The 21,494-nt window shown below is 47.2% G+C and carries 17 protein-coding genes; 12 read left to right on the top strand and 5 right to left on the bottom strand.

Features of this window, described 5'->3' with window-relative positions:
* Positions 1–288: hypothetical protein (locus tag QUB16_RS24950; protein ID WP_333320284.1), on the top strand; the 288-nt coding region annotated here is incomplete at its 5' end.
* A 7-nt stretch (positions 289–295) separates the two neighbouring features.
* Here QUB16_RS24950 and QUB16_RS24945 read toward each other — a convergent pair.
* On the bottom strand, positions 296–1,336 hold the full coding sequence (locus QUB16_RS24945; protein ID WP_333320282.1) for a glucokinase: 1,041 nt from the start codon (positions 1,334–1,336) through the stop codon (positions 296–298).
* 35 nt (positions 1,337–1,371) lie between these two features.
* A complete protein-coding gene (locus QUB16_RS24940; RefSeq protein WP_333320281.1) occupies positions 1,372–3,438 on the bottom strand; it encodes an amylo-alpha-1,6-glucosidase in 2,067 nt (688 codons plus the stop codon).
* 316 nt (positions 3,439–3,754) lie between these two features.
* Here QUB16_RS24940 and treZ point away from each other — a divergent pair, with 316 nt between their 5' ends.
* The 10 genes from treZ (at position 3,755) to QUB16_RS24890 (ending at position 18,801) form a co-directional block, all read left to right on the top strand.
* Positions 3,755–5,578 carry a malto-oligosyltrehalose trehalohydrolase gene (gene treZ, locus QUB16_RS24935; RefSeq protein WP_333320279.1) on the top strand — a complete coding sequence of 608 codons (1,824 nt, stop codon included), beginning with the start codon at positions 3,755–3,757 and terminating at the stop codon, positions 5,576–5,578.
* A gap of 177 nt (positions 5,579–5,755) precedes the next feature.
* Positions 5,756–8,551, top strand: a complete 2,796-nt coding sequence (treY, locus tag QUB16_RS24930; protein WP_333320286.1) for a malto-oligosyltrehalose synthase — start codon at positions 5,756–5,758, stop codon at positions 8,549–8,551.
* 143 nt (positions 8,552–8,694) lie between these two features.
* Positions 8,695–8,946 carry a type II toxin -antitoxin system TacA 1-like antitoxin gene (locus tag QUB16_RS24925; RefSeq protein ID WP_333320277.1) on the top strand — a complete coding sequence of 84 codons (252 nt, stop codon included), beginning with the start codon at positions 8,695–8,697 and terminating at the stop codon, positions 8,944–8,946.
* A 3-nt stretch (positions 8,947–8,949) separates the two neighbouring features.
* Positions 8,950–9,495: a GNAT family N-acetyltransferase gene (locus QUB16_RS24920; RefSeq protein WP_333320275.1), complete on the top strand. Its 546-nt coding sequence runs from the start codon at positions 8,950–8,952 to the stop codon at positions 9,493–9,495.
* Position 9,496: 1 nt separating this feature from the next.
* Complete coding sequence (locus QUB16_RS24915) at positions 9,497–9,658, top strand: hypothetical protein (RefSeq protein WP_333320273.1); 162 nt, start codon at positions 9,497–9,499, stop codon at positions 9,656–9,658.
* A 248-nt stretch (positions 9,659–9,906) separates the two neighbouring features.
* Entirely contained in the window at positions 9,907–11,823 is a 1,917-nt protein-coding gene (gene dnaK, locus QUB16_RS24910) for a molecular chaperone DnaK (RefSeq protein WP_333320271.1), read from the top strand.
* Positions 11,824–12,023: 200 nt separating this feature from the next.
* On the top strand, positions 12,024–12,536 hold the full coding sequence (locus tag QUB16_RS24905; protein ID WP_333320269.1) for a DUF4112 domain-containing protein: 513 nt from the start codon (positions 12,024–12,026) through the stop codon (positions 12,534–12,536).
* Between the two features lie 197 nt (positions 12,537–12,733).
* Complete coding sequence (locus QUB16_RS24900) at positions 12,734–13,342, top strand: PadR family transcriptional regulator (RefSeq protein WP_333320268.1); 609 nt, start codon at positions 12,734–12,736, stop codon at positions 13,340–13,342.
* 269 nt (positions 13,343–13,611) lie between these two features.
* Positions 13,612–15,393, top strand: a complete 1,782-nt coding sequence (locus QUB16_RS24895; protein ID WP_333320266.1) for an efflux RND transporter periplasmic adaptor subunit — start codon at positions 13,612–13,614, stop codon at positions 15,391–15,393.
* 204 nt (positions 15,394–15,597) lie between these two features.
* Positions 15,598–18,801 (top strand): efflux RND transporter permease subunit, encoded by a 3,204-nt coding sequence (locus tag QUB16_RS24890; RefSeq protein WP_333320264.1) that lies wholly within the window; start codon positions 15,598–15,600, stop codon positions 18,799–18,801.
* Between the two features lie 43 nt (positions 18,802–18,844).
* On the opposite strand, the gene QUB16_RS24885 is transcribed toward QUB16_RS24890, so the two are convergent.
* Positions 18,845–18,979 (bottom strand): hypothetical protein, encoded by a 135-nt coding sequence (locus tag QUB16_RS24885; RefSeq protein WP_333320263.1) that lies wholly within the window; start codon positions 18,977–18,979, stop codon positions 18,845–18,847.
* A gap of 116 nt (positions 18,980–19,095) precedes the next feature.
* Between QUB16_RS24885 and QUB16_RS24880 the strand changes: the two genes are divergently transcribed.
* A complete protein-coding gene (locus QUB16_RS24880; protein WP_333320261.1) occupies positions 19,096–20,124 on the top strand; it encodes a hypothetical protein in 1,029 nt (342 codons plus the stop codon).
* 60 nt (positions 20,125–20,184) lie between these two features.
* Here QUB16_RS24880 and QUB16_RS24875 read toward each other — a convergent pair whose 3' ends face one another.
* On the bottom strand, positions 20,185–20,517 hold the full coding sequence (locus QUB16_RS24875; protein ID WP_333320260.1) for a transporter suffix domain-containing protein: 333 nt from the start codon (positions 20,515–20,517) through the stop codon (positions 20,185–20,187).
* A gap of 107 nt (positions 20,518–20,624) precedes the next feature.
* Positions 20,625–21,443 carry a carbohydrate ABC transporter permease gene (locus QUB16_RS24870; RefSeq protein ID WP_333320258.1) on the bottom strand — a complete coding sequence of 273 codons (819 nt, stop codon included), beginning with the start codon at positions 21,441–21,443 and terminating at the stop codon, positions 20,625–20,627.
* Between the last annotated feature and the right edge of the window lie 51 nt (positions 21,444–21,494).

Genomic DNA, 21,494 nt, shown 5'->3' with positions numbered 1-21,494 from the left:
GTGCCACAAAAATTCTTGTGGGGTGGGCCGAAGAGCCCGCCCAAACTATTTTCACAGGCAAGATGCCTGTGCCACAACAATTCTTGTGGGGTGGGCCGAAGAGCCCGCCCAAACTATTTGCACAGGCAAGATGCCTGTGCCACAAAAATTCTTGTGGGGTGGGCCGAAGAGCCCGCCCAAACTATTTTCACAGGCAAGATGCCTGTGCCACAAGGATTTCACAGGCAAGATGCCTGTGCCACAACAATTCTTGTGGGGTGGGCATCTTGCCCGCCCCAAACTATTTAAAATTATCCTAAAGACCGGCCGCACAAACAGCCGCACCAATTAACCCTACATTGGGATTCAATACAAGACGAACTGGCATCATTTCTAACAGCGAATCCATCCGGCCTTTGTGCGTAAAAGCTCGCATAAAACCCCCTTCTAGAATCAGCGGCAAAATTTTAGCAGCGATGCCGCCAGCTACGTACAAACCGCCGTAAGGTAACAGTGTCACAGCAAGATTTCCGGCCACCGCACCGTAAGCTTCTACAAACATTTGCATTGTTTGTTCCGAAAGCCGATCGCACTTTTTGAGTGCCGCCTGTGCAATTGTAGCACCCGGATCGACAGTCTTTTCAGTTTTCCCGACCTCTGACTCCCATTTTTTGATAACTTCCCCTACCTCCGACGATTCAGGAGCAAACTTTCTGTCCCGCAAAAACTGGTAAATTGAAACAATCCCTTGTCCCGAAACTACACGCTCGATCGATATTCTTTGAATGTCGTGTTTTGCTAACAAATATTTCAGCAATTCAAACTCCAACTCGGAACGAGGAGCAAAGTCCCCGTGTCCCCCTTCCGAAGAAAAAACCCTGATGCCATTTGCTTCGGGAATTCCAAAACAATTTCCCAAACCAGTCCCCGCACCAATAACAGCAATTGGATCGTGTTGGCGGGGTTTTCCGACTTGCAAAATGTGCAAATCTTTAGCATCCAAACCCCACACGCCGTAGCCAACCGCAACAAAATCATTAATTAAACTGACGCGGGATATTCCTAATTCTTGTTCCAGACGCTTCGCATCTAGCCTCCAAGGCAAATTAGTCAGTTTTGCAGTGTTATTAACCACCGGGCCTGCGATCGCAAAACAAGCTTTTTCAGGCAATGGCGCAAAATCCAATTTCATACCAGCTTCCGTCAAAAACTGCTGCACCATCGGTACTAAATCGGGAAACTCGCCGCTCGGATAGCGAAACTCATAAAGAGCGTTCATTTCACCGTTAACAGTCCTTTCCACTAAGCGCAAAATAGTCTTAGTTCCGCCAATATCGCCCGCTAATAATAATGCCATAAATCTCTTTTTCACCCAAAGATAACATTCCCCATTTAAACACCCACAGTATTAATTGCCAACCAAGCCCGCAGCACCTCAGCCACTGTCCAAGCTTGAGCCGTGCAGCCTCGCGGCGAGTGGGGGGCGTCGCCCTCAAAAATTTCGCCCAGACTGCCAACTCCGGCGGCCCTTATATGATGTGCCATCGGTGCGAAAAATTCGCGAGCTTGTGCTGGGTCTTTGTATACGTGCAAGTGCGCCAAGACAAACGGGCCAATCAGCCAGCCCCAAACTGTGCCCTGGTGGTAGGCGCTGTCGCGCTGCAATTGGTCGCCTCCGTATGCGCCGCGATACTGCGGGTGCTGCGGCGAGAGGCTGCGGAGGCCGACAGAAGTGAGAAGTTGCTGGGCGCAGGCGTCCACCACGCCGCGCTGCTGGATGGGTGTCAGTAACGGTGTATAGCGGTGGGTTTCCTTTGCCCGCAGTCCCCTTGCGGATAAAGAGTTCGGAGGCGGATACCCAGTTAATAGGGGCAAGGATACGGCGAATATTTGGTTGGGCCGCAGCGAACTATCGTGTCCGTCGGGGCCGTCGAGAACGTCGTAACAGTAACCGGTTGAGGCGTTCCAGAAACGAGGGAATCCGGCGGCTGTTCGATCGCCCAATTGCTGGTATTCATTGTGAGGCTTGCCCAGTTTTCGAGCAAAACTTGCCATAGCTTGTATAGCATTGTACCAAAGCGCGCTGAGTTCGATCGGCTTACCAATCCGAGGCGTCACCACCCAATCGCCGATTTTCGCATCCATCCAAGTCAGTTGCACGCCGGTTTCGCCCGCGTAGATTAAACCGTCATCGGCATCGAGGCGGATGTTATACCGAGTTCCCTGTATGTGCCAATCAACAATCTCACATAAAGTAGGCCAGAGTTCGCTCAAAAGTTCGTCGTCCCCCGTGGCATCGATATAAGCGCGAATTGCCTCAAAGTACCACAGAGTCGCGTCTGCGGTGTTGTATTCCGGTGCGCCGCCGGCATCGGGAAAGCGGTTCGGCAGCATTCCCCGATCGACATACCGCGCAAATGTCCGCAAAATCGATCGCGCAATCTCCGATCGCCCGGTACAGATTGTGAGACCGGGCAAGCTAATCATCGTATCGCGCCCCCAGTCGCTAAACCAGGGATATCCGGCGACGATGGTTTTCCCCTCCGGTTCCTCTGCTACCGGGCGGCTGACGATGAATTGGTCGGCGGCTAGCACTAAGCGATTTATCCAGTCGGGAGATTTGCTCGCTTTTGACCATTTTTCCAGCACTTCTCCCTCATAAGTGCGGCGCGATTCTAAAGCTGTACCGCCGTTGAGTTCGGTATTTTTCTCGGTGCTCGCTATCAATGTGAGAGAACTTCCCGGTGCGATCGTCATGTGAAAAGTCGCCGCGTGCAAGTGATCCTCGCAGTAGTCCAATCCGCGGCGCTTTTCGGCTGCTAGGTCAAATCCGTAATGCCAATTGTATAAAGGCGTAGAAACTCGAAATTGGGCCTCTGGTTCGGCATCCGTCAGCAGGTACAGGGGTGCAGACTTGGGAAATGCAGTTACGCAAACCCCGCTTTCCAAGGTTTGTAGGCTCATCTGCCAGTCGCCGACGTTCGTAGTGTGGTGGTAGTCGCGGTAGTTGACTAGGGCTTTGACAGCGAGGGCGATCGGTTGTGAGGCGCGGTGCAAGCGGTATTGAATATATGTTGTGTTAGCACCTTGCTGCATCCAAATCCGCTTTTCCAGGATAGCGTCGGCGAGAGCAAACCTCCAAACAGGCGTCGTGCCTTCGAGGTGAAAGCTTTCGATGTATTTGTAGCCGTGGGGTTCCATCGTCGCGTCGGCCCAGCGGTTTGTATAAAGCGGATAGGCGCGATCGTGATACACAGCCGTCTCGTCCAGCTTGGCGAGCATCAAAGTGCGTCCCAGCGGGGGTTTGAGGGCGGCTACCAGCAAGCCGTGATAGCGGCGGGTGAGGAGATTTGCGATCGTCCCGCTAGCGTAACCGCCGATCCCGTTTGTCACCAACCACTCGCGAGACTCCGCCGAGTCGAGATTGCAGCAGATTTCCCGTCCAAAAGCCATAACCATAAAAAATACACTCGCGCTGATTTTTGACCTACCTTTAGGTAGATTTTCGACATGATATCAACCAGAAATATTAACGATTCCAGGCCGTTAATTTGGCGATCGCCCCCGTGCCGATTCCTGCTGTAATTTCGGCCTCACCAACCGCTACTTTTGCCCCTTACCCAATTTTCCCCTTTGATGCCTCTGTCTAAAGTTAGTTGTTTGTTATATTAAGTAATATTACCGTCTAAACAGGCGCTGAACGTTAAGGGCAAGCATTTGATAGCGCGTCGGGCGATCGAACTACCAACCTATTTTATAAGGAGAACAGCTCAAAGTGAAGATAGGAGCAAATTACCTCGGCAATAACCAATGTGAATTTACCGTTTGGGCGCCCACCCTCAAACAAATCGCAGTCCAAATTGTTTCCCCAAACAAACGCCTGATACCCCTGCAACAATCCGCAGAAGGTTATTGGCAAACCACAGCTACAGACATCGAACCAGGAACCCTTTATACCTACCAACTCGAAGGAAAAATAGACCGACCAGACCCAGCCTCAAAATATCAACCCCAAGGCGTGCACGCTCCGTCGCAAGTAATAGATGAAAATATCTTTAATTGGACTGACAAAAATTGGCAAGGCGTGCCGCTAGCCGAAATGATTATTTACGAACTGCACGTCGGCACATTCACCCAAGCCGGAACATTTGAAGCAATAATTCCCCAGCTAAAACAACTTAAAGAATTGGGAATCAACGCCATCGAAATAATGCCAGTAGCCCAATTTCCTGGCGATCGAAACTGGGGATATGACGGCGTATATCCCTACGCAGTTCAAAACTCCTACGGCGGCCCCGAAGGCTTCAAAACACTCGTCAACGCCTGCCACGAACACGGCATTTCAGTAATTCTCGATGTAGTGTACAACCACCTCGGCCCCGAAGGAAACTATCTCAGGGACTTCGGCCCCTACTTTACATCCAAATACGGCTCAATTTGGGGAGACCCCCTCAACTTCGACGACGCCTACAGCGACGGTGTGCGTAACTACTTTATTGAAAACGCCCTCTACTGGTTTCGAGACTATCACATCGATGCCCTGAGATTAGATGCCATTCAAGCAATATTTGAAGTAGGTGCAAGACCTTTTTTACAAGAACTATCCGATGCCACAGCCGATATTTCCCAAGAACTAGGACGGAAACTTTACTTAATAGCCGAAAGTGACTTAAATGATGTCCGCACTGTACGTCCCAAAGAACTCGGTGGCTTCGGACTAGACGCCCAATGGTGCGATGATTTCCACCACGCACTGCACGCCTTGCTCACCGGAGAAGACGACCGATACTACCAAGATTACGGCAAGTGCGAACACTTAGAAAAAGCCTTCAAAGAAAGCTTTGTTTACTCCGGCCAGTACGCCCCCCACAGAAAGCGGAGACACGGCAATTCTGTTAAGGATGAACCGGGTCATAAATTTTTGGTGTTTGCCCAAACCCACGACCAAATCGGCAACCGCATTTTGGGAGACAGACTATCCAAAATAGTTGACTTTGAAGGATTGAAACTTGCAGCCGGCACAGTCTTAATTTCTCCCTACATTCCCTTCTTTTTTATGGGAGAAGAATACGGGGAAGAAGCACCGTTTTTTTACTTCGTTTCCCACTCGGACGAAAACTTAATTGAAGCTATCCGCAAAGACAAACAACAAGAATTTAAAATCTTTGAAGGCCGAGGCGAGTTTCAAGACCCCCAGAGTCCTGAGACTTTCGATAAGTGTAAGTTAAACTGGGAAAAACAAACCCAAGGCAAACACAAAATCCTTTGGGAATGGCACCAACATTTGATTCACCTGCGGCGGACAATACCAGCCCTTAAAAAACTCGACAAAAACAGTCTAGAAGTGTCCAGCATTGAAGCGGAAAAAATCTTATTTCTACGTCGTTGGACAGATGACAGCCAGATATTCTGCATTCTAAACTTCAACAGGCAAGAGGTAGCTTTTACGGCTGCACTTCCCCAGGGCAACGGTCACAAAATTTTAGACTCTGCTGATGAAAAATGGATGGGTTCAGGTTCTAGCTTGCCTGAAAAGATAACTTCAGATCAAAAATTGACCGTTAAACCGCAGAGTTTCGCACTCTACGAATTAGAATAATTAAAAGTCGAGGCAGAGCCTCAAATACAGGCGTTCCTAGGCAGAGCCTAGGAACAAGAAACGGGAGGCAGAGCCTCTCTCATTCCCAGGCATAGCCTGGGAATGCAGTTCAGGAGGCTCTGCCTCATATATTCTTAAAAAAGAAAACCCTAAACAAGCAGGAGTAAAATTAACATGATGAGAATTCCCACAACAACTTATCGGATTCAATTTCATGCAGGTTTTAACTTTGAATCCGCAAAACAAATCCTTAGCTATCTGGAAGATTTAGGAATTACCGACGTTTACGCTTCACCAATATTTAAAGCCAGAAAAGGCAGCTCTCACGGATACGATGTCGTTGACTCAAATCAGCTCAATCCCGATTTGGGAACATCCGAAAATTTTGAAGGCCTCACATACGAAATCAAGAAACGGAACATGGGATGGCTGCAAGATATTGTTCCGAATCACATGGCTTACGACACTCAAAATTTGCTGCTGTTAGACGTATTGGAACACGGGCCAGATTCCGACTATTTTGATTACTTTGATATTGAATGGAATCACGCTTACGAACATCTCAGGGGTCGAGTGCTGGCTCCACTGCTGGGCAATTTTTATGGAGAGTGTCTGGAAAATGGCGAGATTCAACTCAAATACAGCGAAATTGGGCTGACTATCAATTATTATAGCTTACAATTGCCAGTAAGAATTGAATCTTATGCTAAATTTATCAGTCATAATTTGGGGCATTTAGCCAGAGAATTAGGCAGACGCCATCCAGATTTTATCAAGTTTTTAGGAATTCTTTATTTGATTAAAAATACACCTTCAGAAACTAAAGGTAAAACCAGATACGATCAGATAGCTTTTGTCAAAGGACTCCTGTGGGAACTCTACAATCAAAATCCCCTTGTACAGGAATTCATCGATGAAAATATCAAAGTTTTTAACGGAGAAAAGGGAAATCCCGAAAGCTTTAATTTGCTAGACGATTTGCTTTCCGAGCAGTTTTACCGTCTGGCTTTCTGGAAAGTGGGGGCCGAAGAAATTAACTACCGAAGGTTTTTTACGGTCAACGAACTTATTTCGGTAAAAGTTGAAGAGATTAAAGTTTTTCACAAAAACCATGCTCTGATATTCGACATGGTTGATGAGGAAAAGTTTACCGGATTGAGAATCGACCACATCGACGGACTGTACGATCCCACAGAATATTTGAAACGGCTCCGGGAGAAAGTGGGAGACACTTATATTACTGTTGAAAAGATTCTGGAACACGAAGAAGATTTGCCGTCATATTGGCCGATTGAGGGAACTAGCGGCTACGACTTTTTGAATTACGTAAACGGCGTTTTCTGTCGGTGCGATCGCGAACAGCAATTTAGCGAAATATATCAGAGATTTACTCGCTTGACCGTTCCCTACGAACAGTTGTTTTTAGATAAAAAAGGGCTGATTGTTGAGAAAAACTTGGCGGGAGATGTAGACAATCTAGCTCAACTTTTGAAGAATATCTCCGGTCAATCGAGACAGGGAAATGACTTTACTCGTCCCGGTTTGGAAAAAGCATTGGCGGCTGTTTTGACAATTTTTCCAGTCTACCGAACTTACATCAATCAAGACGGTTTGAGAGAGTCCGATCGCACTTACGTAAAATATGCGATCGCCCATGCCAAAGAACAAGTACCGCGACTCCTCAAGGAACTTAAATTTATCGAAACGGTGCTGTTGCTCGAAGAAGAAGAAACTCTAACACCAGAACAAAAAGAGCAGCGCCGGCACTTTGTAATGAAACTCCAGCAGTTGACAGGCCCATTAATGGCAAAAGGCGTGGAAGACACGCTTTTATACGTCTACTATCGGCTTTTATCACTCAACGAAGTGGGAGGAAATCCCAGTCAGTTCGGCGTGTCGCTGGTAGATTTTCACGAGTTCAACCAACAGCAGCAAGTCGCTTGGCCGCACAAAATGAATGCTACAGCTACCCACGATACCAAACGCGGCGAAGATGTGCGAGCCAGAATAAACGTTTTGTCAGAAATTCCCGATGAATGGGAACAGCAAGTCAGGTCTTGGAGAGAAGTAAACTCTTCTAAGAAAGTCAACTTTGTGAATCGAATGGTTCCAGATACTAATGACGAATACTTCCTGTACCAAACTCTGCTAGGCAGTTTTCCCTTTGAGGGAATTGAAAACACTGATTATGTCGATCGCCTGAAAGATTATGTCATTAAAGCAGTCCGCGAAGCAAAAGTTTATACGGCTTGGCTGAGACCGGATAACGACTACGAAGCTGGTTTTATGACCTTTGTCGATAGCGTTCTCGAACCTTCGGAACAAAATCAGTTTCTCAACAAATTTACACCTTTCTGTAAAAAAGTAGCTAATTACGGAATTTTCAATTCTTTATCTCAAACGCTGCTGAAAATCACGGCTCCGGGCGTTCCCGACATTTATCAAGGGACGGAATTCTGGGATTTAAGTCACGTCGATCCCGATAACCGCCGTCCCGTTGATTTTGAGCGCAGAATCGAGGTTTTGCGGGAAATAAAAGAGCAAGCTCAGACGGATATTTTGCAACTGGTTGAAGATTTGATTGCGACGCGAGAAGACGCGAGAATTAAGTTGTTTTTGACGGCAAGAGCGCTAGAAGCGAGAAAAAAATACTTGCAAGTTTTTCAATCAGGTGACTATGTGCCCCTGGAAGCAGTTGGCACGTTTAAAGATAATGTTGTTGCCTTTGCCAGAAGCTTTGGAGAGACTACCGTTATTGTCATTGCTCCCCGGTTTTTGACTGGAATTGTCAAACCGGAAGAAATGCCGATCGGCAAACAAGTCTGGAAAGATACTAATTTGAAATTATCCGAGCAAATGCCGTCGGTTTGGAAAGATGCAATTACAAATCAGGCGGTAGAAAGTAACGGTACGTTGGCAATTGGTGAAGCTCTGAGTTACTTTCCTGCAGCTCTGCTGATCGGTCAAAAATAGAAACTAAAGTTGTAGGGTGCGTCAGGAATTGATTATTGGGAGTTCACAATGTTTTTTGGCTCTGACGCACCATACCATGTGCTGGGCTTTTTGAGTTAAAATAGTAGTAGGAAAGCAATCTTAGTAGCGGGAGAAATAGCAAAATGCGATCGCTCGTCAAAACCGAAACCAGTACCGAAACCAGACTCTCTTGGTGGGCTTACCTATTTGTCCTCGACGAATTCATTGCCGAAGCAGATGCTACGATCAACGGCCCAGCAGCCTTGGGCAACCCAGTTTTGAAGCTGTCCGAGCGCGACTGGGATTTTTTGTTAGACATGATGTTAGATCCGCCTCCCCCTAATGAAGCTCTGATAAAACTATTTCAAGACTATCGCAACTCAAACAAAGAATAAATTGTGGACTTTATTATTTGTCCGATAGATAGAATAGGACGCAGTACAAGCAGTCTCAAAAAAGACCCATTTAATTCTGGAAATCCAGAATTAGATAGGTACTTCAAACAGTACGCTCAGAAAAACGATCTAGATGGGATTGCCAAAACTTTTGTTGCTTTTTCGCCTGGAGGCACTCAGATAGTTGGCTATTATTCTTGCTGTGCAGGTGTACTTGAACGCCAAGACTTGCCAGCCGACCTGCGCCAAAGGCTGCCTAGATATCCGATTCCAGCTATACTGATTGCTAAACTTGCGGTCGATCGCTCAATGCAGGGTAGAGGACTGGGGAAACAACTATTATTTCACGCCCTTGCTAGCTCACTAGATGTATCTAGAATAGTAGGAGTTTACGGTGTCAGAGTTGATGCCATAGACGAGAATGCAAAAGAGTTTTACCAGAAGTTTGGCTTCTTAGAAGGCCAGGAAACAGCCTTTTCACTTTTTATGCTGATGAACACAATCAAACAGGCAGCAACTGTGAATCCCTCCCCTCCAACCGCTACTTAACATGACTCTAACTGATAAATTTTACTTTTATTTTCCAGCCGATCGACCGATCGCCCCTACCAACCAAAAAAAATTTATACCACAAAGACGGCAAATACAACACAACGTATACGGTTTGCCACAATACCCGAATCGATCGCACACCGTACATTGGGAAGAGTAAAGAAAAGCAGTCAACAACTGTAGCGGTGCAAGCCTCACGGATGCAACCGTCCCCCAACAGGTTCGGTAAATACCCCTTCATCGCAAGGTCTACCGCCCGCAGTATAGAGATAAGCACCCTATCGAAGACTGTATTAAAGCAGGACTCACTACCCGTAAACCGCGAGGTAAAATCGCAGTCCTGAATAACCAGACTATCGCACAGATAAAACACCAAAATTTTGTAGAGATTGGAGCCGGAACACCCCTATGGGAAAAGTAGTTGGAATTGACTTAGGTACGACAAACTCCTGCGTCGCAGTTATGGAAGGCGGCAAACCCACCGTCATAGCCAACGCCGAAGGGGGTCGCACCACACCTTCCGTAGTAGCGTATGCTAAAAATGGCGATCAACTTGTCGGACAAATCGCCAAGCGTCAAGCCGTGATGAACGCCGAAAACACCTTTTACTCAGTAAAACGGTTTATCGGGCGTCGGGTTGATGAAGTAACCCACGAAACCACTGAAGTTTCCTACAAAGTTCTCAAAGTCGGCAACAGCCTCAAACTAGACTGTCCCGCCCGCGGCAAGCAATTTGCCCCAGAAGAAATTTCTGCACAAGTTCTCCGCAAACTCGTAGAAGACGCCAGCAAATACCTCGGCGAAACTGTTACCCAAGCGGTAATTACTGTTCCCGCTTACTTCAACGACTCCCAGCGCCAAGCTACGAAAGACGCAGGAAAAATTGCCGGTATAGAAGTGCTGCGGATTATTAACGAACCTACAGCAGCAGCTTTAGCTTACGGGTTAGATAAAAAGAGCAACGAAACCATCCTCGTATTTGACTTAGGTGGCGGTACTTTCGACGTATCTATTCTCGAAGTAGGCGACGGCGTGTTTGAAGTGTTAGCAACTTCTGGAGACACTCACCTCGGCGGTGACGACTTCGACAAAAAAATCGTCGATTACATCGCTAACGAATTCCAAAGAGCCGAAGGAATTGACCTTCGCAAAGACAAACAAGCACTGCAACGCCTGACGGAAGCAGCCGAAAAAGCCAAGATTGAGCTTTCGAGCGTTACCCAAGCAGAAATCAACCTGCCGTTTATTACCGCGACTCAAGACGGGCCAAAACACTTGGACACGACTTTGACGCGGGGCAAGTTTGAAGAACTGTGCTCGGATTTGATCGATCGCTCTCGCATCCCCGTAGAAAATGCGATCCGCGACGCCAAATTAGACAAATCTGCAATTAATGAAGTCGTCTTAGTTGGTGGTTCGACGCGCATTCCTGCGGTGCAAGAACTGGTCAAAAAACTCCTTGGCAAAGACCCCAACCAAACGGTAAACCCGGACGAAGTGGTCGCAGTCGGTGCAGCAATTCAAGCCGGCGTACTCTCCGGCGAAGTCAAAGACATTCTGTTGCTCGACGTTACTCCGCTGTCTCTCGGCGTCGAAACCTTGGGCGGCGTGATGACCAAAATCATTCCCCGCAACACCACTATTCCTACTAAGAAGTCGGAAACTTTCTCGACTGCTGTAGACGGCCAAACAAACGTGGAAATTCACGTTTTGCAAGGCGAACGGGAAATGGCGAATGATAACAAGGATTTGGGAACCTTCCGCTTAGATGGAGTTCCACCGGCACCTCGTGGCGTACCTCAAATTGAAGTTACTTTCGATATCGATGCTAACGGTATTTTGAATGTAGCTGCTAAGGATAAAGGTACTGGTAAGGAGCAATCGATTAGCATTACTGGTGCTTCTACTTTGCCCAGCAATGAAGTCGAGCGCATGGTGAGGGAAGCTGAATCGAATGCTTCTGCTGACAAGGAACGTCGCGAAAGAATCGATCGCAAAAACCAAGCTGATTCTCAAGCCTATCAAATCGAGAAGCAGTTGGCAGAATTGGGCGATAAAGTTCCCGCTGATGACAAAACTAAGATTGAAGGGTTGCTTAAAGACTTGCGATCCGCGATCGAGAGTGAAGATGACGATCGCATCAAAACCTTGACAACAGAGTTGCAGCAAGCATTCTACGCTGTCAGCAGCAACCTGTACCAGCAAGCAGGCGGCCCAACTGACGGCCCTGGTGGCCCTGGTGGTCCTGGTGGCTATGGAGACGGCGGCCCCACTGGCGGCGGCGACGACGTGATTGACGCCGACTTCACTGAAGGCAACAAATAAAAAAGGCTAAACTAAAAGCCCCCAGCTAGAAGCAAGAAACCCGGTTTTGAACAGAAACCGGGTTTCTGTTCGTTCAAAAACAAACCAAAGCCGATCGACTAAAATTACTAAAAATCTTGCTTGAGGCATAGAGACAAAACTAAAATATGCTTCAGTAAATATCATAAACTAGCAGTAATATCGCAATCGAGAGCCATTAAATGTCACGTTCTCCTATACAAAATTCCTCCCCAAATACTCCCAGCCCATCTCATGTTGCATCCTTGCGCCGACTCCGCCGCATCAGCCATTTACTCGACAATGCAATTCCGATTCCCGGCACAAAATACCGCATCGGACTCGATCCGATACTGGGACTTATACCGGGCGGCGGCGATTTAATCAGTTCAATTTTTGCAGGATATGTTGTCTTCAAATCCGCTCAAATGGGAGTGCCACAAGAGACTTTAGTCAAAATGGCCACTAACATCGTATTTGATACAGTTGCCGGTACTGTACCGGTAGCCGGAGACTTGTTAGATGTTACTTGGAAAGCTAATGTCAAGAATATAGAATTGCTGGACGCTCATTTAGGTTCCCCTGAACCTGGGAAAAAAGCCGACTGGTTATTTGTGGCGGCTTTGCTGTTGGGTTTAATGTTAATTGTCGGAGGTGTAATTTTCTTGAGCGTGATGCTTTTTGGGTGGCTATTTCAAGTGATTACAGGACGTTAATTTCGGGTTTTAGACCCAATTTTTCCGATCGAGCGATCGCCCTTTCTCGATCCTAAAACAATATATATTAAGGGGATTGACAAATATTATTTAATGTGTATTTAATTTTCATTTTTTTGGGAAACTAGCTATTTACCCGATCGCCCTTGAGTCCGATATAGTGATATAATCCAGACTATAATATCAAATTGATATAAATGCTTGAATTATCAGCACTTGGACTGCTACAGTTGCAACCCCTGCACGGCTATCGGCTAAAGCAAAAACTGGAGCTGTTTATGAGCAGTTGCATCAGCGTCAACTACGGAGCGATTTACCCGCTGCTGAAGCGCTTGGAAGAGCGAGGGGAGATTTCGGTAATTGCCGAAGAAGCCGGAGATGCGGGCTGTCCGCGCAAAATATACGGAATTACCGCCAAAGGGCGCGAACTCTGGCGGCAAAAAATGCTCGAACACCCTCAAGAAAGCTGGGTTAACAGTGGTTCCCGGTTCCAAATCAAGTTTTTCTTTTTTGGCGACTTAGAACCCGCAGAACGGCTGAAGCTATTGGAACACCGCTTGCGAGCCTGTTACACCAGGCAAGACTACATCGAAAGCCTCAAGAGCGAATATCCACTAACCGATGACTATCAATTCGCCTCTCGCGATCGCTGCAAGTCAGTGCTGGCGTCAGAGATAGAGTGGTTAACCGAGCAACTAGCCAAGGAAAAAAGTGCGATCGCCGGAGTGCGTGACTCCCCAACCTTCGCTGAATCCGCCGACTCCAAGGGAAAATCCTTCCAACTCACCCACTCAGGTGAGTCATAAGAAGGATGTGCAATCTTGCCTGCCATCGTAACTTTTGAGAAATAACAAGAAGCTTTCCTAAAAAGAATCACTCCCTGGCTTTGCTAACTGCGATCGGACTAAAGCCCTGCACATCCCCCAACCTCATTAAAAAGGGACTTTCCCGATTCCATCCTGTTTAAAATCGCTTGTCCTTATTCCCCCATGTTGGAGGGGAACGCCGGAAAATCAAAGATTTCGCCCAAGTCTCAGTAAGTCAGAAGTTAAAAAAAATCTAAGTGGTGCTGCCAATGAGTAATTCTAAATTCCCAGAATCCGTCGTTGAAACAGAAGAGCAAAAACCTGCCACACCCGAACTGCACCCAACGGATGCAGACAGCGCTCAACCGGATGATTTTCCGCCTATTGTCGATCGCCCTGAATCTGTTGCTAAACCACGCTCGCGCTGGCCTCTAATTGCCGCGATCGCGATCGCCACAGGCGCAGCAGGTTTCGGCTGGTACTCGTGGCAATCGGGTCAGAATCGCCCACAGCAATCGGCAGCAGCAGCCCAACCCCCAGCCATACCAGTCAAGCTCGCCGCCGTAAAAACCAGCTCAGTCGAAGATGCTTCCGAATTTGTTAGCAGCTTAGAAGCCAAGCGTTCGGTAGAAATCAAACCCGAAACAGAAGGGCTAGTCACGGAGATTTTTGTCAAATCCGGGGACTTCATAAATAAAGGGCAAGCCATCGCCCGCATGAAAAGCGACAGCGCCCAAGCTGACTTGAGGCAATCTCAAGCCAACCTGATCCGCGCTCAATCCCACTTAGCCGAATTGCAAGCAGGAGCCAGGCCCGAAGAAATCGCCCAAGCTCAAGCCCAAGTCGCCCAAGCCCAAGCCAACCTCGCCCAACTGCGATCGGGCTCTCGGCCAGAAGAAATTGGTCAAGCCCAAGCCCGCGTTAGCCAAGCTGAAGCCGACCTCGCCGATGCCCAAACAGGTAGCCTCTTAGAAGACATCGCCCAAGCAAGAGCGCAAATAGAAGCAAGCACAGCCGAAGCAAAGTTAGCCAGCCAGCAGCTTGCCAGATATCAGGCCTTGGCAAAAGAAGGCGCAGAATCCGCGAACACCCTCGAGCAATACACCCAAAAAGAAGGCAGCGCCAAAGCCAACCTCCGAGAAGCTCAAAGGCGGTTTGAGCAGCGGCAAAAGAACAGACAAGCCGAGATCGATCGGCGCACAGCAGCCTTGCAACAGCAGCGGCAAGCTTTGCGGCAATTGCAAAACGGTTCGCGCCCAGAGGAAATAGCCAAAGCCGAAGCAGAAGTCGCACAAGCCAAGAGCAGATTAGCGCAGTTAGCCAACGGTACTCGCCAAGAACAGCTCGATCAAGCTGAAGCGCAAGTTGCCGAGGCCGCCGCTCAAGTGCGCGGCTTTGAAGTACAACTGCAAGAAACTGCGGTCATCGCGCCCTTCGCGGGAGTCATCGGCGACATACCAGTGAAAGTAGGTGATTACTTGCAAAAAGGTAACGCCATTGCCACCCTGACTGAGAACCAATTGCTAGACTTGCGGTTGTCAATTCCTTTGGAACGGCAGCCTCAATTACGCTTAGGGCTGCCAGTACAAATGCTCGACGCTCAAGGTAAGGCGATCGCGATCGGTCAAATCAGTTTTATCTCCCCCAACGTCAGCGCCAATTCCCAAACAATTTTAGCTAAAGCCACCTTTCCCAACCCCACCGGTGAACTGCTTAATCTCCAGTTTGTAAAAGCTAAAGTCATCTGGAAACAGAACCCCGGAATTTTAGTTCCAGTAACAGCAGTCACTCGCTTAGGTGGAGAAACTTTTGTCTTCACAGCTCAAAAGCCGGAACAGCCAAAACCTGGGATGCCACCTTTAGTAGCGCGACAAAAATCCGTGAAATTGGGAGCCATTGAGGGGAATAATTATCAAGTTATCGAAGGTTTGAAAGCCGGAGAAAAAATTGTTACTGCCGGCATCCTTAACCTCACAGACGGGGTTCCGATTATGGCTCAAGAGGAAGGGAAAGAAGCAGGGAAAAAATTACCAGTGGGGGGCAAAAATTAATATGCTACCTCCAGTTCTTGTGCCCCTTTTTAAGTAGGGCTGTTTCATTCTTGTAGGGGCAGCCCCCCGTGGCTGCCCTGCCCCCCGTGGCTGCCCTGCCCCGATCCCTTCTGGATGGGGGTCGGCACGGGGGCACGACCCCTACAATATCGGGTAAATTAGCAATTAGCAATTAGCCATCCGCAACTACCCATTACCCAAATAATGTTTGCAGATTTCTTTATTAAACGGCCTGTCTTTGCTAGCGTCTGCGCCTTAATTATTGTTTTGGTAGGCGCAATCAGCATTCCCACATTGCCGATCGAACGCTTCCCCGACATTAGCCCCACCCAAATTAACGTCACAGCCAACTATAGCGGTGCGAATGCTGAAGTTGTCGAAAATGCGGTAACAAACATCCTAGAAAGGCAAATCAACGGCATTGAAGGACTGAAATATCTAACTTCCAGTAGCACTAACAGTGGAACTAGCACCATTACAGCCACCTTTGATACTTCCCGCGACAAAGATATCGCCGCCGTCGATGTGCAAAATCGAGTTGCAGTCGCTCAACCACAACTGCCAGATGCCGTACAGCGCACAGGAGTTACAGTTACAAAACAATCTAACAGCCTCCTGCTGGCTATAGGATTATTCACCGAAAATAAAGAATACGATACCATATTTTTAAGCAACTACGCCGACCTCTATTTAGCCGATACTTTAAAGAGAGTAAAAGGCGTGGGCGACGTGCGAATTTTTGGGGAAAGACGCTATGCTATGCGCCTGTGGATCGACCCCAATAAATTAGCGGCTCGTAATCTAACAATGCAAGATGTAACAAGAGCAATTAACGAACAAAACTTGCAAGTTGGTGTAGGAAGAATTGGTCAAGAACCAGCCCCAGAAGGGCAAATGTATCAGATTGATTTGAGTGCCGAAAGTCGTCTAAAAAGCCCCACAGAATTTGAAGACATAGTTATTAAAAGCGAACCAAATGGAACTTTAGTTAAGTTAAAAGATGTCGGCAAAGCAGAATTAGGAGCAGAAAATTATAACTCTTTCCTGCGATTTCGAGGGAATGACGCTGTGGGTTTAGGGATTTACCAATTGCCAGGAAGTAATGCTCTAAATGTTGCCAACGCCGTCAAAGTAGAAATGGCAAAATTAGCTAAAAACTTCCCTCCGGGGGTGATACATAGAACCGCACTAGATACGACTCAATTTGTCCAAGAGTCAATGGCAGAAGTAGTCAAAACTCTGTTTGAAGCAGTATTGCTAGTGGTGATAGTTATTTTTGTTTTCCTGCAAGATTGGCGCACTACGATTATCCCCACCATCACCATTCCCATTTCCTTGATTGGGACATTTGCCTTTATCAAAGCTTTCGGCTTTACGATTAACAGTTTGTCTCTATTTGGTCTTACCTTAGCAACAGGTTTAGTGGTTGATGACGCTATCATCGTAGTCGAAAATATTGACCGTCTAGTCCGCCAAGGTATGAATGCCCGCCAAGCAGCTTCCGAGTCAATGCGGGAACTTTTTAGTGCTGTAATTGCCACTTCCTTAGTATTGATGGCCGTGTTCGTACCAGTGGCATTTTTCCCAGGGACAACGGGAGCACTGTATAAACAATTTGCCCTAACAATTGCTTTTTCAGTGCTGCTTTCTACCTTTATGGCGGTTACTCTTACTCCCTCACTTGCCGCTATATTACTGCGCCCAGGTAAGAAGTTTGGCGGCCCGTTGGGTTGGGTGTTTAACCGCATTAATATTTTTCTGGATTGGACGCAAAAGAAATATAGAGATTCCTTAATATTCTTAACACGATTTAAAACCATTGTTACCCTGTTGTTTATCGCTTCTCTGGGATTCACAGCTTGGCTTTATTTAGCAGTACCGACAGCATTTATCCCAGAGGAAGATCAGGGTTATTTTCTGACAATTATTCAAGGGCCTCAAGGCGTTTCGCTGCAATACACCCAGCAGGTGATGGACGGAGTTGAAAAAGAAATCCTTCAAGTTCCTGAAGTTGTGGGGACTTTTTCTGTAGGTGGCTTTGGTTTTAGTGGTAACAGTTCCAACCAAGGGATTATATTTACTACCCTTAAACCCTGGAAAGAAAGGAAAGGTGAAGATCAAACCGTACAAGCGATTATTGGTAAATTGCGGGGTAAGTTTTTCGCGATTCCCGAAGCTAGAATTTTCCCTGTGAATCCGCCGGCTATTCAAGGTTTAGGTCAATTTGGAGGCTTCCAATTTCAATTGCAAGACCGCAAAGGTAACAGCGGTTTAGATTCTCTAGTTCAGGCGATGGGTGGGATTTTAAAGCAGGCGAATCAGACACCGGGATTGCAGGCGGTATTTAGTACGTTTGCTGCGAATACGCCTCAGTTAGTTGTGGAAGTTGACCGCAATCGAGCTAAGGCTCTAGATATTCCCATTAATGATGTTTTCAGTACGTTACAAACGGCTCTGGGTTCTCAGTATGTGAACGATTTTAACCTCCAGCAGCGCACTTATCGGGTGTATGTTCAGGCGGATAAACAGTTTCGTGATAACCCTGAAGATATTGGGAAATTGTATGTGCGTTCTGGAAAGAATGAAATGATTTCTTTGAGCAATTTGGTGAAGATAACTCCCGTCGTGGGAGCGCAAACTGTTAACCACTACAATTTATATAGGTCAATTGAAATTAGTGGCTCTCCGGCTCCGGGAGCGAGTTCTGGACAGGCGATAAAATCGATGGAAAAAGTGGCCACTCAAGTTTTACCAGGAGGTTTTGGCTATGAATGGTCGGGGAGTTCTTTAGAAGAAATTGAGTCGGGGGGTCAAGCACCAATTATTTTTGGTTTGGGACTGATTTTTGTGTTCTTGGTTTTGGCGGCTCAGTATGAAAATTATGTCGATCCTTTCATTATTTTGTTATCGGTTCCTCTGGCGATTTTAGGTGCACTTTTAGCTCAGTCGTTACGGGGTTTGGCGAATGATGTTTATTGCCAGATAGGTTTGGTGATGTTGATTGGATTGGCAAGTAAAAATGCGATTTTAATTGTGGAGTTTGCGAACCAGTTACGGGAGCAGGGATATTCAATTGCTAAGGCGGCAGTTGAGGCTTCTCAAGAGCGTTTACGACCGATTTTGATGACTTCTCTATCATTTATTTTGGGGATTGCTCCCCTAATTAACCCAGAAGGTGCGGGTGCAGCGAGTCGCCGATCGCTGGGGAATGCGATCGCCGGGGGGATGGTTGTTTCTACTGTGTTGAGTTTGTTTATGGTGCCGGTTCTGTATGTGGTGGTTGTCTCGGCTCGCGATCGCTTTCGGAAGCGCGATCGCCCGCAAAATCTGCCCGAGGATGGCACAATTTTGAACGGGAAAACGCCTCCCCACGAGGAGATTGAACGCGATAAAGTATCGCCGTTGTAGTTGGTAATTAGTTCCTTTAACTATCCGGTTAGTGGTTCTTTATTCAAAATACCAGACTATCTGTGCCACCGACTTTTTGATTGTTGCGACGCTGTGCGGCCACTCTCGGAGAAGATTTTTTGTGCAGGTAGCGATCGCCCGATCGTCCCCCATCGTGCAATAATGATATGACTTGCACAAAAGCTCTATTAGTAGGTAAATCTTGCCTACCTTACCGCTACATATAGCGTCTCAACTGTCAACCCGTGCAAGTTACCAATTAAACCGGCTGTTGCACTACACAAATTTTTCCTAATGGCTGAAGTCCCCCAATCTCCCGCAGAACTTGCAGAAGCCCTCAAGGGCTTTACCGATATCAATTTCCAATTGCCAGACCCCGAAGACGAACAAATACCAGAGTTTGACTTTGAAAATCAAGTTGACAATGCCTGGAAAGTGTGCGATCGCTTCGACTTGCAAACCGACATTTGGCGGGGACGCATTCTCCGAACAGTCCGAGACAGAGAAAAAAAAGGCGGCGAAGGACGAGGCACAGGCTTTTTGAACTGGCTCAAAGAAAGAGAAATTGGCAAAAGTCAAGCCTATTCTTTGATAGAATTAGCTAATAGTGCCGACACTCTTATCCAGCAAGGAGATTTAGACCCAGATTCCATTAGAAACTTCAGCAAAAGAGCCTTTGTAGAAACCGCCAAAGCATCTCCCGAAGTCCAGCAAATGGTAACAGATGCCGCAGCAAATGGCGATCGTATCACCCGCCGCGAAGTCAAACAACTATCCGACGAATGGATGGCAATGAACTCAGATTTATTGCCAGAAGAAGTCAAAGAAAAAGCATCTACCGGTTCTCTACCTTCCCGCTACCTCGCTCCTTTAGTCAAAGAAATGGAGAAACTCTCCCCATCTCACCAAAGCGAAATTCAAAAAGAAGTAGCCGAAAATCCCGACGTAGATACTGTCAAACAGCTAACATCCGACGCCAAGAACTTATCAAAATATCTCGACGCCGCCGCCCAAGTGCAAGCTCTCAATCAGTCTCATTTAGACATGGAAATGGCCTTAGAAGAATCTTTGCGAGTAGGCTGTTTGGGAACCACCGCCGACGTTGTAAAACAAGCCGCACAGCTAGAACAAACAGTAGTCAAACTATACACGATTTGGAAGCGTTTAGGCAGTTTGGCAGATAGATTATACGTGGATACAGGAGCAAGCACACCGAATTTGCGGTTGCTTTTGGGATGCTTGGACAGTCTTTCGGGAGAAAAGATTGAAGTGGATTTCGGAGACGGAGAACGCTCTATTCGCTTGCAAATTTTCAGCGAATAGCTAAACCTTGACCGCAGATAAATGCCAACATCCCGGCTCATTATCTGCGTCGAACCCTGTTCATCTGCGGTTAAAATTTCTAAGTTTTTTCCAAAGATATCGGGGATGCAAATAACGCCGATATTTAGTAACTATTTCTTTCCCCAACAGCACTACGCTAATCCAAAAACAAACTTCTGCCCCAACAGCCAGAACGACCGATAAAGTAGTTTTTTGGGGAATGTCCAGCCGCAGGAAGGGCACAACAAATAAGACTGCCAACCACGGTAGAAAAGATAGGACAAATAAAAACAAACCGAGCTTTTGCATAGATTCAGATAATACAGCTTTGATATCCCCTTTATCTCTTAGTCCGCTTGGAGTTGACTTCGCACCAATGTCAGCAACAGGCAAGATGCCTGTTCCACAAGAATATTTAGTATTTGTGGAACAGGCATCTTGCCTGTTCTAAAGAAGGGTTCAACAAATGACTACAAACTTAATTGCCAAGCATCTCAAACTCAATTCTTAATCCCCGTCGCCGCAATCCCCCGAATAAACTGCCGCTGACCGGCCAAAAACAGCAATACCACCGGTACAGTTCCAATTACCACCGCCGCCATCAACAACTGCCAACTGCTAGTAAACTGTTCCTGAAACTCAGCCAAAGCTAACTGCACAGTTCGCAACTGGGGCCGCGTCGTAAACACCAGCGGCTTAAACAAATCGTTCCACTCCCCGATAAACGTAAACAAAAACAGCGTCACCAAAGCCGGCCTCGCCAAAGGTAGCATCACCTGCCACAAAACCTGCCAGCGGTTAGCCCCATCCAGCATTGCCGCCTCCTCCAACTCCACCGGAACAGTCATAAAATACTGGCGCAGCAGAAAAATCCCAAAACCGTTAGCCGCCGTCGGCAAAATCAGCGCCCCGTAAGTATTCAGCAGATGGCCCCACTTCAAAACCAAGAAAATCGGAATCACCAAAAGCTGAAACGGAATTACCAGCGTCGCCAAAACCCCCAAAACTACGGCCTGTCGCCCCCGAAACTTCAGCCTGGCCAAAGCATAACCGGCCAAAGCAGAAGTCACAACCTGAAAACCCGTCACTGCGATCGCCACTAGAGTAGAATTAAAGAATGCCAATAAAAAATTGCCCCGCCGCCAAGCCTCCTGATAGTTCGCAAAAGTCAAGCCTGTGGCCTTGACACCAACACCAGATGGTGATAAAGAAACCAAAAATACAGCAGCCAGTGGCAGCAGCACCAGCGCAGCCCCCGCCAGCAACAAAATAAAACTCAGCAGTTCCAGCGCTTGAGACCTGTCAAAGGATTTACCCATAAATTTGTGAATTAACCTAAAATAATAAGCCTGTGAGGTTCTCCAACCCGA

It is taken from the genome of Microcoleus sp. D3_18a_C4 (genome assembly GCF_036702415.1).
In the GTDB taxonomy this organism is placed as follows: Bacteria; Cyanobacteriota; Cyanobacteriia; order Cyanobacteriales; family Microcoleaceae; genus Microcoleus.
The sequence above is the reverse complement of the archived record's forward strand: the minus strand, read 5'-3'. Positions and strand labels throughout refer to the sequence as shown.

Excerpts from the sequence above, each read along its gene's own strand:
- QUB16_RS24870 (WP_333320258.1), bottom strand. The coding sequence starts at position 21,443 with ATGGGTAAATCCTTTGACAGGTCTCAAGCGCTGGAACTGCTGAGTTTT.
- QUB16_RS24925 (WP_333320277.1), top strand. The coding sequence starts at position 8,695 with ATGCGATCGCTCGTCAAAACCGAAACCAGTACCGAAACCAGACTCTCT.
- QUB16_RS24915 (WP_333320273.1), top strand. The coding sequence starts at position 9,497 with ATGACTCTAACTGATAAATTTTACTTTTATTTTCCAGCCGATCGACCG.
- QUB16_RS24945 (WP_333320282.1), bottom strand. The coding sequence starts at position 1,336 with ATGGCATTATTATTAGCGGGCGATATTGGCGGAACTAAGACTATTTTG.
- QUB16_RS24890 (WP_333320264.1), top strand. The coding sequence starts at position 15,598 with ATGTTTGCAGATTTCTTTATTAAACGGCCTGTCTTTGCTAGCGTCTGC.
- QUB16_RS24880 (WP_333320261.1), top strand. The coding sequence starts at position 19,096 with ATGGCTGAAGTCCCCCAATCTCCCGCAGAACTTGCAGAAGCCCTCAAG.
- QUB16_RS24900 (WP_333320268.1), top strand. The coding sequence starts at position 12,734 with ATGCTTGAATTATCAGCACTTGGACTGCTACAGTTGCAACCCCTGCAC.
- QUB16_RS24940 (WP_333320281.1), bottom strand. The coding sequence starts at position 3,438 with ATGGTTATGGCTTTTGGACGGGAAATCTGCTGCAATCTCGACTCGGCG.
- treY (WP_333320286.1), top strand. The coding sequence starts at position 5,756 with ATGAGAATTCCCACAACAACTTATCGGATTCAATTTCATGCAGGTTTT.
- QUB16_RS24905 (WP_333320269.1), top strand. The coding sequence starts at position 12,024 with ATGTCACGTTCTCCTATACAAAATTCCTCCCCAAATACTCCCAGCCCA.
- QUB16_RS24895 (WP_333320266.1), top strand. The coding sequence starts at position 13,612 with ATGAGTAATTCTAAATTCCCAGAATCCGTCGTTGAAACAGAAGAGCAA.
- dnaK (WP_333320271.1), top strand. The coding sequence starts at position 9,907 with ATGGGAAAAGTAGTTGGAATTGACTTAGGTACGACAAACTCCTGCGTC.